The organism is Maribacter sp., from assembly GCF_016744255.1.
Lineage (GTDB): Bacteria > Bacteroidota > Bacteroidia > Flavobacteriales > Flavobacteriaceae > Maribacter_B.
This window is the reverse complement of the sequence record NZ_JADGES010000034.1, coordinates 18,676-32,541: the sequence shown is the minus strand read 5'-3', so window position 1 is coordinate 32,541 and position 13,866 is coordinate 18,676. Positions and strand designations below refer to the sequence as shown.

At 32.8% G+C, this 13,866-nt stretch carries 9 protein-coding genes; 5 read left to right on the top strand and 4 right to left on the bottom strand.

Features of this window, described 5'->3' with window-relative positions; translation table 11 throughout:
* Positions 1-305: 305 nt before the first annotated feature.
* Positions 306-884 (bottom strand): TetR/AcrR family transcriptional regulator, encoded by a 579-nt coding sequence (locus QZZ51_RS07845; protein ID WP_291868259.1) that lies wholly within the window; start codon positions 882-884, stop codon positions 306-308.
* Between the two features lie 111 nt (positions 885-995).
* On the opposite strand from QZZ51_RS07845, the gene QZZ51_RS07840 reads away from it, so the two are divergent.
* The 5 genes from QZZ51_RS07840 to QZZ51_RS07820 all read left to right on the top strand — a co-directional run bounded on the left by QZZ51_RS07840 (position 996) and on the right by QZZ51_RS07820 (position 6,340).
* Positions 996-2,153, top strand: coding sequence for a homogentisate 1,2-dioxygenase (locus QZZ51_RS07840; protein WP_291868256.1), 1,158 nt, complete (start codon positions 996-998; stop codon positions 2,151-2,153).
* 26 nt (positions 2,154-2,179) lie between these two features.
* The gene (gene fahA, locus QZZ51_RS07835) at positions 2,180-3,427 is read left to right on the top strand and encodes a fumarylacetoacetase (RefSeq protein ID WP_291868254.1); all 1,248 of its coding nucleotides are present in this window, start codon (positions 2,180-2,182) and stop codon (positions 3,425-3,427) included.
* A gap of 1 nt (position 3,428) precedes the next feature.
* The gene (locus QZZ51_RS07830) at positions 3,429-4,313 is read left to right on the top strand and encodes a flavin reductase family protein (protein WP_291868252.1); all 885 of its coding nucleotides are present in this window, start codon (positions 3,429-3,431) and stop codon (positions 4,311-4,313) included.
* A gap of 40 nt (positions 4,314-4,353) precedes the next feature.
* Positions 4,354-5,469: a 4-hydroxyphenylpyruvate dioxygenase gene (hppD, locus tag QZZ51_RS07825; protein ID WP_291868250.1), complete on the top strand. Its 1,116-nt coding sequence runs from the start codon at positions 4,354-4,356 to the stop codon at positions 5,467-5,469.
* A 157-nt stretch (positions 5,470-5,626) separates the two neighbouring features.
* Complete coding sequence (locus QZZ51_RS07820; RefSeq protein WP_291868248.1) at positions 5,627-6,340, top strand: SDR family oxidoreductase; 714 nt, start codon at positions 5,627-5,629, stop codon at positions 6,338-6,340.
* A 2-nt stretch (positions 6,341-6,342) separates the two neighbouring features.
* Here QZZ51_RS07820 and QZZ51_RS07815 read toward each other — a convergent pair whose 3' ends face one another.
* The 3 genes from QZZ51_RS07815 to QZZ51_RS07805 form a co-directional block, all read right to left on the bottom strand.
* A complete protein-coding gene (locus tag QZZ51_RS07815) occupies positions 6,343-9,090 on the bottom strand; it encodes a PD-(D/E)XK nuclease family protein (protein WP_291868245.1) in 2,748 nt (915 codons plus the stop codon).
* 61 nt (positions 9,091-9,151) lie between these two features.
* Positions 9,152-10,498 carry an OmpA family protein gene (locus QZZ51_RS07810; protein WP_291868241.1) on the bottom strand — a complete coding sequence of 449 codons (1,347 nt, stop codon included), beginning with the start codon at positions 10,496-10,498 and terminating at the stop codon, positions 9,152-9,154.
* 192 nt (positions 10,499-10,690) lie between these two features.
* Positions 10,691-13,792 (bottom strand): UvrD-helicase domain-containing protein, encoded by a 3,102-nt coding sequence (locus QZZ51_RS07805; protein ID WP_291868239.1) that lies wholly within the window; start codon positions 13,790-13,792, stop codon positions 10,691-10,693.
* Positions 13,793-13,866 lie beyond the last annotated feature (74 nt).

The window sequence follows — 13,866 nt, the reverse complement described above, 5'->3', positions numbered from 1 at the left end:
TTTCGCCACAAAAATAAACTATGTTTTAGAGTTAAGCCAGTTATTGATTATTAAAGTTATTTTTATTTTTGAAAACCATGATGTTAATGGGTAAATAAGAGTACGGTAAGCCTCTGTTTTGTAAAGAAATTTTTTGGTATAATTCTGTAGTATAAAGGGTTTTTAAAAACGTATGGTTAATACGGGTTATAGTTATATTATTGAGTATAAATTGGTATACCAAAAAAAGTATCGTTCTAATATATAGGATGTTTTTTCTTTAGGAATGAGAGAAACATTGTTTTATTTGGCAGTCAAAGAACAGTTTAGTCAATACAAAGACCAGAAAAAACAAATTGGGTAATTTGTTTTTCAATTTCTAGGGGATCCATTTTTATAGGATACCCCGTATTCTTATCGTGGAGCCATCGTAGAGTAGATAAGAAAGTAAATGTGGCAATTTCTAAGTCTAATGACCGAAATACGCCTTGCTCCATGCCTTCTTTTATTACCGTTTTTACTTTGTTCTCATAGGTGTTTTTTTCGGCAATAAAAGTACTTAATTTAGGTTCTTTTAAGTTTCTCCATTCGTTAACCAAAAGAGCTAGTTCGTAAGGCTTTTTAACCATTAAGTCTATATGCGTTCGTATAATAAGCTTAAGTTTTTCTTCGGATGATATTTTAGAGTCAATAATAGTATCCATCGCAAAATGAAACTCGTTAGAGATTCCAAATAGATAGGTCTCTAAAAGGGACTGTTTAGAATCTATATAATTGTAAATATTGGCAACTTCACAATTTAAACTGCTTGCCAAATCTCTTATAGTGGTGGCTTTAAATCCCTTTTCATTAATCAATTTTAAAGACGTAGCTAAAAAGCGTTCTTTTTTCGTCATTTTACTCATGCCAAAAGTTTGCATACATTGGTTAAAGAGCTCAAAACTAAGAAAAAAGTTTGCAATTTTAGGTATTATGAATATATTTACATGAACAAGTGTTCATGTAAATATTAAATTATGCCATTATATCATACATTGGGTAAAATCCCAGCAAAGAGACATACGGTTTTTAAAAAGGAAGATGGAACCTTGCATTACGAGCAATTGTTTGGCACTATTGGTTTTGATGGAATGTCTTCTTTAATGTATCATTTGCATAGGCCAACTATGGTAAAAGAGGTTGGAGAGAGTATAGATTTAAGTCCCCAAGTAGCCCTGAAACACAACATAAAATCTAGACTATTAAAAGGGTTTGATGTTAGACCAGAGGACGATTTTTTAGATAGCCGAAAAGTAGTCTTGTTTAATAGCGATGTACATGTAAGTTTGGCTGCTCCTAGAAAATCTATGACGGAGTACTTTTATAAAAATACGGATGCCGATGAGATGTTATTTGTTCATAAAGGAAAGGGAGTTTTAAAAACCATGTTAGGAGATATCCCTTTTGAATATGGAGATTATATTATTATTCCTCGAGGTATGATATACCAAATTACGTTTGAAACAGAAAATAACAGGTTACTTATTGCGGAATCTTATGACCCAATTTATACCCCAAAAAGATATAGAAATTGGTTTGGTCAGCATTTAGAGCATTCTCCTTTTTGTGAGCGCGATTTTAAGTTGCCAGAAAATCTTAATCCTCAAGATGTATTGGGCGATTTTGTTATGAAGGTTAAAAAACAAGGGCAATTACACCATATGGTTTATGGATCACATCCTTTTGATATTGTAGGTTGGGATGGTTATAATTTTCCTTATGCCTTTTCTATTCATAATTTTGAACCCATTACAGGAAGAGTGCATCAACCACCACCAGTACACCAAACTTTTGAAACTAAAGCTTTTGTAATTTGTTCTTTTTGTCCGCGTTTGTATGATTACCACCCAGATGCAATTCCTGCGCCATATAATCATTCTAATATAGATTCTGATGAGGTTTTGTATTACGTAGACGGAGATTTTATGAGTAGAAACCATGTAGAACAAGGGCATATTTCTTTGCACCCAGCTGGGATACCACATGGTCCACACCCTGGAGCGTATGAGCGTAGTATAGGTCAAAAAGAAACAGGAGAATTGGCAGTAATGATAGATACTTTTAAACCCTTACAACTAACACAAACGGCATTAGATATTGATGACGGAACGTATTATCAATCTTGGTTAGAATAATAATACCACAAAAAACAACTACAACTATGATACATACTAATTGTTGGATAGATATTCCACAAAATTCAGATTTTTCAATACATAATATTCCATTTGGGATTTTTTCTACAACCAATCATACCCCAAGAGTTGGTATTGCTATCGGAAATCAAATATTAGATTTAGTAGCGGCCTCGGAACTTGGTATATTTAGTTCCTTAGATTTTAATCCGCATGTTTTTTCTAATACAACTCTAAATAGTTTTATTGCTTTAGGAAAGGAAATTACATCTGCAGTAAGAATATTAGTTCAGCAAGAGTTAACAAATGCAGATAGTGTATTAAAAGCAAATTATAATGTTTTTATTACGCAAAAACAGGCACAAATGCATTTGCCTGTTTTTGTGGGCGATTACACGGATTTTTACTCTAGTATAGAACATGCTACTAATGTTGGGACTATGTTTAGAGACCCAAAAAATGCACTAATGCCAAACTGGAAACATATTCCAGTTGGTTACCACGGAAGAGCATCTTCTATTGTGGTTAGTGGTGTAGATGTACATAGGCCAATGGGGCAAACCATGGCTCTAGATGCCACAGAACCAACCTATGGCCCTTCTAAAAGAGTAGATTTTGAATTGGAGATGGCTTATATTATTGGTAAAAAAACCACTCTAGGCGATACCGTAAAAGTTACCAATGCCGAAGAATATATTTTCGGAAAAGTTTTGTTTAATGATTGGTCTGCAAGAGATATCCAGAAATGGGAATATGTGCCTTTAGGCCCTTTCTTGGCAAAGAATTTTGCTTCCTCTATATCTCCATGGATTGTAACGATGGAAGCTTTAGAGCCTTATAAAGTTTCTGGTCCAGAACAGACACCTAAAGTATTACCTTATTTAGACTATACTGGGGAACGTAATTATGATATTGGATTAGAAGTAGCTATACAACCAGAAAACGAAGAAGAAACGGTAGTTAGTAACTCCAATTTTAAATATATGTATTGGAATATGGCACAACAGTTAGCGCACCATACGATGAACGGTTGCAACATAAATGTTGGAGATATGATGGGCTCTGGAACCATAAGTGGAAAATCTAAAGATAGTTATGGTTCTATGTTGGAGCTTTCTTGGGCGGGAAAAAAGCCATTAAAACTTAAAGATGGTTCAGAACGCACTTTTATAGCCGATAATGACACTGTTATTATGCGTGGATTCTGTGAAAAGGACGGAAAAAGAGTAGGTTTCGGAGAAGTAAAAACGAAATTATTACCAGTAAAAAAATAATATGGCAACACATACTTTAGATCCACAAGAAATAGAAATTACACAATTGCATGGATTATTATTGTCTGCGGTAGCTCCAAGACCAATTGCTTTTGCAAGTACAGTAGATGGCGAAGGAAATATTAATTTAAGTCCCTTTAGTTTTTTTAATGTATTTAGTGCAAATCCACCTATATTAATTTTCTCACCTGCAAGAAGGGTTAGGGACAATACTACAAAGCATACTTTAGAAAATGTTCTAGAAACTAAAGAGGTAGTTATCAATACAGTTAATTTTCCAATGGTAGAGCAAATGTCTCTAGCAAGTACAGAATATGGTAAGGGAGTAAATGAATTTAAAAAGGCTGGCTTAACACCTATATCTTCTATAAAAGTAAAGGCTCCAAGAGTAAAAGAATCTCCGGTATCTTTTGAATGTATAGTAGAGAATGTAATAGCAATGGGAGATGAAGGAGGAGCTGGAAATTTAGTAATTGCGAAAGTGGTTTTAATTCATGTAGAGGATTCATATACAGATGAGAAGGGGAAACTCGATACCACAAAGTTAGATATGGTAGCAAGAATGGGAGAAAGCTGGTATACTAGAGCCAATGAAGCCTCCTTATTTGAAATTCCAAAACCAATTTTTACACAAGGAATTGGGGTAGATAAATTACCTTCTCATATCAGCGATAGTGAAATACTTACAGGAAATAACTTAGGAAGATTGGGTAACGTAGAAAAAATACCTTCCGAAAAAGAAATAACTCAATTTGTAGAATCAGATGGCGCATTACGAAAGATGGTTGCCGATAAAGATATTTATGCGTTGCACTGTCGTATCCGAATTTATATAAAAGAAGAAAATATAACAGATGCCATTTTAGCTACTTTTTCTATAAAGTAGATTTTAGAGATTAAAAAAATAACAACAAAAACTAGTAAAAATGTCACATACATTAAAAGGGGCTAAAGATTTTATGCCCATTAACGGAACCGATTATTTGGAACTTTATGTAAGTAATGCCAAGCAAGCTGCTCATTATTACAAATCTGCTTTTGGGTTTAAGTCATTAGCATATAGAGGTTTAGAGACTGGGAGTAAAGAGTTAGAATCTTATGTAGTTGTCCAAGATAAAATACGTTTGGTTTTAACTTCCCCATTAAAGAGTGGAACAGAAGTAGGGAAACATATCGATAAACATGGAGATGGGGTAAAGGTTACTGCTCTTTGGGTAGATGATGCTACCTATGCATATAATGAGGCTATAAAGAGAGGAGCTACGCATTATATGAAACCTGTTACAGAGGAAGATGAAAAAGGAACTGTTGTTCGTTCTGGTATTTATTCTTATGGAGAGGTGGTGCATATTTTTGTAGAACGTAAAAATTATAATGGCGTGTTTTTACCAGGATTTATTTCTTGGGAAACTCCTAATTACAATCCAGATGCGGTAGGTCTTAAATATGTAGACCACATGGTAGGGAATGTAGCTTTAGGACAAATGAATCATTGGGTAAAATTTTATGAAGAGGTAATGGGCTTTACCCAAATAATGTCTTTTGATGATAATGATATTTCTACAGAATTTACCGCTTTAATGAGTAAAGTAATGAGCTCTGGCGACGGTAGAATTAAATTTCCTATCAATGAACCAGCACCTGGATTAAAAAAATCGCAAGTAGATGAGTACTTAGAATTTTATGAAGGCGAAGGGGTGCAGCATATTGCAGTAGCAACGGATAATATTATAAAAACAGTAACGGAGTTACAGGATAGAGGAGTAGAGTTTTTAAAAGTTCCAGATTCTTATTATGATGTGCTTACAGATAGAGTGGGTAAGATTGATGAGGATATCGAGGCTTTGCGACCTTTAGGAATTTTAGTAGACCGGGATGATGAAGGGTACTTACTTCAGATATTCACGAAAACCGTACAAGCCAGGCCTACTATGTTCTTCGAAATAATACAACGTAAAGGAGCCACTTCTTTTGGAAAAGGAAATTTTAAAGCTTTGTTCGAAGCTTTAGAAAGAGAACAAGAATTGAGAGGAACTTTATAAGATTTTCTCTTTACTGTAAAGCCCTAGTATTTATTTAGATATTAGGGCTTTTTTGTTGTTGATAACCTCACAGATTCTTAACAAACATTTACCTTTCTTTAGCCATGTTATTTAATACTTTTGGGAGTATATTTTGAAAAAATTATAAAGTAATAATATGAAAGATTTAATAGGGAAAGTAGCATATATAACAGGAGGTTCTAAAGGAATAGGATTTGGAGTAGCAAAAAAACTAATCGCCGCAGGAATGAAAGTTGCGATTAGTGGGCGTACTTTAAAAACAGTAGAAAAAGCAGCAGAGTATTTGGGTAATGAAGAACAGGTTTTGGCTTTATCTTCTGATGTTACTAAAATAGAAGATGAGCAAGCTGCTATTGCCAAAATTAAGGAGAAATGGGGGCAAGTAGATGTAGTATTGGCAAATGCTGGTGTTGGTCATTTTATGCCCATAGACCAAATGTCTAGCGATGATTGGCATGCTATGGTAGACACCAATTTAAATGGCGTATTCCATACTCTAAAAGCTTCTGTAGAGGCATTGAAAAAGTCTAAAGGGTATTATATTACTTTGGCTAGTTTAGCGGGTACCAATTTTTTTGCTACTGCGGCAGGTTATAATGCTACTAAATTTGGAGTAGTTGGCTTTACGCAAGCTGCAATGTTAGATTTACGCCAATATGATATAAAAGTATCTACCATAATGCCTGGTTCTGTGGCATCTCATTTTAATAACCATGAGCCATCAGAGGCAGATAATTGGAAAATACAACCAGAAGACATAGGAGAATTGGTACTAGATTTGCTTAAAATGCACCCAAGGACATTACCAAGTAAAATTGAGGTAAGGCCAACAAGACCAGATAAAAAATAGCGCTAAACTTCTTTTTCTATAAAAGGAGAATCGGGATTACATATTTCTAAAATAAGTTGCTTTAGTTCTGTGGAAAATAGGGCTAAAGTTTCTTGGTTTATAATACTATCTTTAGGAGCTTTTCTGGCTCCTTCTTGATATGCAAATTTTAACAAACCAGCATTAAGATTTTTAAAAGTCAATATACCAGCCTGTATTTCGGATATCGGATTATTAGAGTTGTACATAATACTATAGCATAAGAGTTGAAACGCTTTACTAAACGAATATTCCGTAGCTATATCTCCCCAATTTTTAATGGTAACATTTTTGGATTCTACACGACCAGTTTTATAGTCAATAATCCTTAATAATCCATTTTCTTCATCAATACGATCAAGTTTCCCTTTTAGAATTACGGGGTAGTCTAACTCTGGAAAATGGAGCGTAATATGTAACTTTTTTTCTAGTCCAATTATTCTAATGGCACTTTGTTTTAGTTGGATAATTTCTAGGTCTATAAACCTTTCTATATATCTAATAATTACGTTATAGGCTATTAAGTTTTTCCCTTGCGTAATATCTCCTTCAGAATACGTTCTTGCAAAGTGTTTTTTTACTAAAGTTGGAATTTGTTTTTTAGTAGCCTTAAGCGTTTCAGTATCTAATAATTTACCAATAAATGGAGTATATAAATCTTCCAAAGTATCATGAACAATAGTGCCAAAAGTATTTGCTGCAACTGTTTCTTCAACCGCTAAAGCATCTTCTATTTTTAATAAATTACGTTTGTAAAAATCAATAGGATTACGAATATAGTTACTTAAAGATGTTGGTGAAAAACCGGTAGTTGCATGTTGCTTTATAAGTTCTAATAAACCGGCATCCTTCTCTATTTTTTCTAGGGTTTTTACATGCGGTATAATTATAGGGGTTGCAACTTTTTCCTCTATATCTTTTATCCTATTTTCATCTGTGAGTAATTGGGTAATTAATCTGCTTTTTTCACCGCCTTCTAATACATCGGGCTCTGTATTGTAAATTAAATACACATTTTTGGCACGTTGTAATAAGCGATAAAAATGATAGGTATAAACAGCATCTTTCTCTTTGTAAGTAGGAAGACCGTGATTAATTTTTAAATCAAACGGAATAAAAGAATTATTCGATTTTCCTGAAGGTAATATTCCTTCATTGACAGAAGTAATAATTACAGTTTCAAAATCTAGATTACGACTTTCTAGCATTCCCATAATTTGAAGCCCTTCAATAGGGTCTCCTTTAAAATCTAAAGTTTCAGAAGAAAGTAGCTCCTTGTAAAGGCTCAGGAGAGATTTTAAATCATTTACATAGTTATATTCTAGCAACAGAGTGTTAAGTTGATTAAATAAGCTATTGAAGCGATATAGATATTCTAGGCCTAAAAAATTATTTTGATTGGTGTATATCTCTTTTAGTTTAGATATAATGCTCAAGCATTTTTCAATGAATGCAGTTGGTGTAAAAGTTAACTCTGTAAAAAGTTCAGAAATATTTATATTCTCTGGAGCTAAAGTTTTAATTTTTGATGTAGAAATGTAAGACCAATTTTTAGTCTTTATAGTCGTGCTGATTTTAGAACAACAATCTTTTTCTTTATCATTAATAAGGGTTGTAGTAGTAGGGTGTGATATAAAAGATAATAAGGTGGAATAGAACCATCCTTTAGAATTGGAGCCAATATATAATTCGAAAAAGGAATTAAAAAAACTAGCTAGTGTTGTTTTTTCTAGAGCATAACCCATAGTAATATTAATAGCATCTATTTCTTTAGGAATAGAGTTAATAATAGGGTTTAGTAAGGTTTCATCTGCTAGAATTACTGCTGTATTTTTAATGGAACCTGGCGATTCTATTTTTATTTGCTTCAATAGATTGCCAACGTACTTAGCCTGCGAAATGTTTTTGGGCGCTCCAATGATTTCTATTTTTTTAGGAGATATATAGTAATTACTAATTCCTTTAAAATCATAGGTCTTAAAATAATTCCATTTTTTTTTATGATTTCTTAGAAACAGGCTTGCATCATGTATGGAATCTTCCATAAAGTAACTATCAATATCCCAATAGATATCAGAATTATGATGCTCTAAAATATGCCGTATTATTTGGCTTTCGGAAGCGTTAAGGGCATTGAACCCAAGGAAAACAAAAATCTTATCTTGTTTTGTGGTAAGATATTCTGTAAGTTTTTCACAAGCCGTTCTATAGACTAATCCTTGGTGTCCTTTGTTGTTTTTAAGTAAGGATTTTTTAAAGGTCTGGTATATGGCATCTAAGTTATTCCAAAAATTTAGATAGTCCTCCATCATTTGTGTTTTGGGAGCTTCTGGAGACCAATGGCTAATTTCTTGTATAGCGGATAGGTTAGAAAATAAATCTTTAGTTTGGATTAGATACCTGTCTATTTCGTTAAAATCTTGTAAAAGTGTTTGTCCCCATTTAGAAAAGGAATAGAATGTTTCTACTTCTTTTGGTTTACTTTGTAGATAGGTGTCGTAGAGTTCAAAAAGCTGTTCTAAATTAGAGGCATAGGATAAACCAGAAACCTCTTCTATAAAACTTTCAATACTTAGTATATCTGGAGAAAATGCTGTTTGAGTAGTTTTTTTAGCGATAGAATTTCTAAGAAAAGTCCCTGCTCTTTTGCTAGGAAGAATAAAAACATGATTACTTAACGTATCCTGATTTTGTAATATTAAATCTAATGTTTCTTCTAAAAATCCTTTCATTTTTAAATATAAAAAAAGCTCCGCAATTGCGGAGCTTTTAATTTATTAAGATTAAATCTTCTTATTTTACTAAGTTGATTTCAACTCTTCTGTTTGATTTTCTACCAGCTCTAGTATTGTTAGTAGCGATAGGCTTGTCTTCACCGTATCCGATAGCAGTTAATCTATCAGCACCAATTCCTTTTTCAATTAAGAAAGCACGAACTGAAGTAGCTCTAGAATCAGATAATTTTTGGTTTAATTTAGCACTACCTACACTATCCGTATGACCTTCAACTGTAAATTTAGCATTTGGATATTCAGCTAAAATTGTGATAATATCAACCATTACAGAAGTAGATGCTGCTTTGATAGAAGATTTACCAGTATCAAATAAGATAGTTCTAGCGTAATCATTTAATTTCTTTTGAACTTCTTCAGTAACTTCAGGACAACCATTGTTAGCAACAGTACCAGCAACATCTGGACAAGCATCATCTTTATCTAGAACACTGTCTCCGTCTTTATCAGCCCAAGGACAACCTTTGTTTTCAGCAGGACCAGCTTCATTAGCACAAGCATCATCTTTATCAGCAACACCATCACCATCAGCATCTGGACAACCAGCTAAAGCAGCTAAACCAGCAACATCAGCACAAGCATCATCTTTATCAGCAACACCGTCACCATCAGAATCAGGACATCCATTCATTTCTTTAGTACCAGCAGCATTAGGACAAGCATCTTTGCTGTCTTCAATACCATCGCCATCAGCATCAGGACAACCATTGAAAGCTTCTAAACCAGCAACTTCTGGACAAGCATCGTCTTTGTCATAAACACCATCACCATCTGTATCCGTACCACCAAATTTGATAGCTAAACCAGCCATGTGTTGCCAGTGAGATACTAAGTAATCTTCAAAAGAATGCTTATAAGAAGTTTGTATTGTAAGACCAATGTTTTCAGTGAACCAAAAGTTAACACCTACACCACCGTTAGCAGTACCTGCTCCGATTTCATCAATCCAAGTATAACCACCACCGAATTCAGCGAAAGGATCAATTGCAGTATTTTTTAAGAAGTTATACTTAATTGTACCGTCTAAACCATAGTGAGATATATCATCTACGCTAGTATCTCCCCATTTGCTAATTTTATTTAATGAACCTTTAGCTCCAACAGAAAAACCGCCACCTACATTCTTAGAAACTCCAACATAAGAAATTGAAGGAAGAATGTTCCAGTGATCATTTGCATTGAATAATTCATTTCCGAAAGAACTGTTTGGAAAATCGCCAGTTGGATATACGTCAATCGCATTAACCCCAAAACTAACCTGCCATGGGTTATTTTCGTCTTGAGCTTGTATGTTGTTAAAACCTACAACAAGTAGAGCAACAACTAATAATTTGCTAAGATGTTTCATGTTTAAATTTTTAAGTTTAAGTGTTTATTAAGTGCAAATGTAAGTTGTTAAATATTATTAACAAAATACATAACCTATTTTTTTTTAACACGTTTTACGGAAGAAAACCTCCTGTTTATCGAGTTTTAAGTAGTTTTTTCACCTTTGATGAAGAAATAATCCTTGTCAGATTTTACTTTAAAAGGAATTATTCTAAATAAATTCAGTGGTTATTAGATCATTTATGTACACAATAATTTTGTTTTGTACAAAATATCCCATGTTTGTTAATGCATCTGCATAAGAAAATAGTTGTTCATAATAACGGGGGTCTCTTTTCCCTGTTTTATAATCTATAATAGTTGCTTCCTTATTTAAGATTACTATTCTGTCTGGTCGTAGTATTTCCCCTTTAGATGTAATTATATCTTTTTCATTATATATGGTTACGTTATCCTTATAATATATGTGTAGGTCTGGATGGTTTATTATGTTTTTTATTTTGGTCTTTAAAATGGATACATCTTTTATATTAATTTCCCCTGAAGATAAAGCTTTAGACAGAGCGTAATCTATATTTTTTTCAGTAGAAATATGGCTTAATATGTTATGCAGTATGTTTCCTTTATTTATCGCCTGCTCTCTATCCGTGTCCCATAGCATTCCAGATTTTGTTATAATGCTAAATCCTGGTCTATCCTTTTCACTATAATTATAGGTGATGTCTGTTTGGTTTTTATTGCTTATTGTTTTTTGAGAGTCGGCCTCTAAAGTGCCAAAAGTGTATAAAGATTGTTCTATGTTCCAAAGGTTTTTATATTTTAAAAAGGCAATAAACATTCCAGAATAGGTTGTTTCTTTATGCTCCCCTTTTTTATTTAGGTCTTTTTTGGTTATTATATATAGACCTTTTACTGCCCTTGTTAATGCTACATATATTACATTGAAAGCATCTAACTCTAATTTGTATTCTTCGTCATTATATAATACTTCTGCGGTTTTTCCGTAATGTATTACTTCTTGTTTTTTACTAATTAAGAGTTCTTTAAAATTTGGAGATATTCCTGGGTTTATCGGTAACCATAGTTTTGGGTCAATTTGTTCTTTAAAACTAGAATTAGCAAAAGGGAATATTACTATTTTAAATTCTAATCCTTTTGCCTTATGTACCGTCATAATCTGTACGGCATTCATGGTTTCGGGAGCACTTATACTTAAACTATCTTCTTTTTTATCCCAATAATTTAAAAATGTTTGTAAATCAGCGCCACTATTTTGTTCCACTTCCAAGGCTATATCTAAAAAATATGTGATGTAAGCATTAGAACTATCCGCGAGTTTAAATTGTTTGATTGCTTTTTCTATAGTATCAAAAACAGACAATTGTTCTATTAATTTGCGATCGTAACTGTATTCGGTACTTAATAGTACATCTAACTGTTTTAAATTATCTGCTATATATGTATGCTTGTTTGTATTATTCCTGGCCAAATAACGGAGTATTTGGTAGTTGTTTTCTAAATCATTTGGCAGGAGACTATACCTTAATAGATGAACTAAGAATTTTACTTTAGGGCTATTTTTAAGTAATAAGCTTTCCGATGAAATAATAGGAACTTTATTCTGCATTAGAAAATTAGCAATAACGACGCCTTGTTTTCTTTTACGAATAATAATGCAAATATCTTTATAAGAATAATTTTGTGCTCTTACTTGTTCAATGGTCTTTAAAACCTCTGTGCAGTAGTCTTCGTCCGTACTATTTTCGTTTTCTAAAAAAGAAAGGGAAACCACCCCGCCTTTTTTGGTATTGGCTCCCTGATTATTTCCTTGTATATAGAGTTCTTTATAGGTATTATTATTTAATAAGGAACTGGTACAGGTAAAGAACTCATTGTTAAAATTAATAACTTCCTCATAGCTACGATAATTATCTGGTAAATTATTTATGGTTGGTGGAACGGCAAATGGGTTAGTATTCTTATTTACTAAATCTAAAAATTGCTCCGCTTTTCCGCCTCTCCATCTATAAATGGATTGCTTAACATCTCCTACCAAGAATAAAGACCCAGTTTGTCCTATAAGGTTTTCACTTTCTAAAGCATTACTAATTAAAGGAGTAAGATTGTTCCATTGCATTTCCGAGGTGTCTTGGAATTCATCAATAAAATAATGGCGGTATTTTTCTCCTAACCTTTCATAGATAAAAGGTGCTGGTTGGTTCTTTATTTCATTAGAGATTATAGTATTAAATTCTGATATGGATAATTGGTCTTTTTCTTTTTGAATGTTTTTTATTTCATGCTGTATAGCGTTTAAAACGGTTAAAGGCACTAAGTTTTGGTATGCATTTTTAAGGAAAGACCTATGGTATAAAAGAGCTTTTATAGTAGTATAATATTGCAATAATTCTGGTGCGAGCTCTTCCGTAGAAATAGAAACCGTTGCTTTTACAATTTTATTATCAATTAGGTTTTGCTCTAATTTGTTTGCGTAGAGCTTAGTTGTGTCATAGTTGCCTTCTGTTATTTTTACAAAATGGTTAGGGAGTGTTTTATATGGAAAATCGCTATACTCTAAACCTGTTTTATTAATTAGTTCTAATGTTTCGGCGGCTAATTTGGTAGCATTCTGTTCTATGGTACTTATTTCAATTTTTAATGTTTTTTTTAAATCTAAAAAAGCATCTAAACTTATATCGCTTATTTGTTTTAAATGAGGGACATGGTTTTCATTAAAAAGTAGTTTTCCTATTTTGTTTAGATCAATAGCAATATCCCAGCTTTTGTCATCATCAATTTTTTCAAGAGCAAAATCTAATAATACTTGGGTTAGTTTGTCATTGGTACCTGCTTTATTGATTAATGCAGAAACAGCTTCGTCTAATAATAGATTGGTATCTAAAACCACCTCAAAATTTTGGGGTAATTTTAAATCTTTAGCGAATGTTCGTATAAGTCTATGGGTAAATTTATCAATCGTGGAAATATCAAAAAAAGCATAATTATGCAATATTTCTTTTAATGTTCGTTTACTTTTTTTCTGTAAGGAAGTAGCATCTAAATGAAGTTCTTTCATTATATCTAAGAACATGGAAGATGCTTCTGCTTTAGAAGGGGTTTTACTAAACTCGAACAGGCTATCAATAATACGGTGCTTCATTTCATTTACCGCTTTATTGGTAAATGTTATAGCAAGTATTTGTTTAAAACTATGCGTAGAAGATAAAACTGTTTTAATGTATTCTTTGGAGAGAACATACGTTTTTCCCGATCCTGCTGAGGCGCTGTATATTTTAAATGGAACTTCTTGCAATGTCTTTTAATTGCAAAATACGAAATATTGCAATGTTCTTAACAAAGAAATAATTGAATGTGATTGTTAAATAC

What these genes read in the sequence shown, in the direction of transcription:
- QZZ51_RS07840 (WP_291868256.1), top strand. Translation starts at nt 996, where the DNA reads ATGCCATTATATCATACATTGGGTAAAATCCCAGCAAAGAGACATACG.
- QZZ51_RS07830 (WP_291868252.1), top strand. Translation starts at nt 3,429, where the DNA reads ATGGCAACACATACTTTAGATCCACAAGAAATAGAAATTACACAATTG.
- QZZ51_RS07820 (WP_291868248.1), top strand. Translation starts at nt 5,627, where the DNA reads ATGAAAGATTTAATAGGGAAAGTAGCATATATAACAGGAGGTTCTAAA.
- QZZ51_RS07810 (WP_291868241.1), bottom strand. Translation starts at nt 10,498, where the DNA reads ATGAAACATCTTAGCAAATTATTAGTTGTTGCTCTACTTGTTGTAGGT.
- hppD (WP_291868250.1), top strand. Translation starts at nt 4,354, where the DNA reads ATGTCACATACATTAAAAGGGGCTAAAGATTTTATGCCCATTAACGGA.
- QZZ51_RS07845 (WP_291868259.1), bottom strand. Translation starts at nt 884, where the DNA reads ATGAGTAAAATGACGAAAAAAGAACGCTTTTTAGCTACGTCTTTAAAA.
- QZZ51_RS07815 (WP_291868245.1), bottom strand. Translation starts at nt 9,090, where the DNA reads ATGAAAGGATTTTTAGAAGAAACATTAGATTTAATATTACAAAATCAG.
- fahA (WP_291868254.1), top strand. Translation starts at nt 2,180, where the DNA reads ATGATACATACTAATTGTTGGATAGATATTCCACAAAATTCAGATTTT.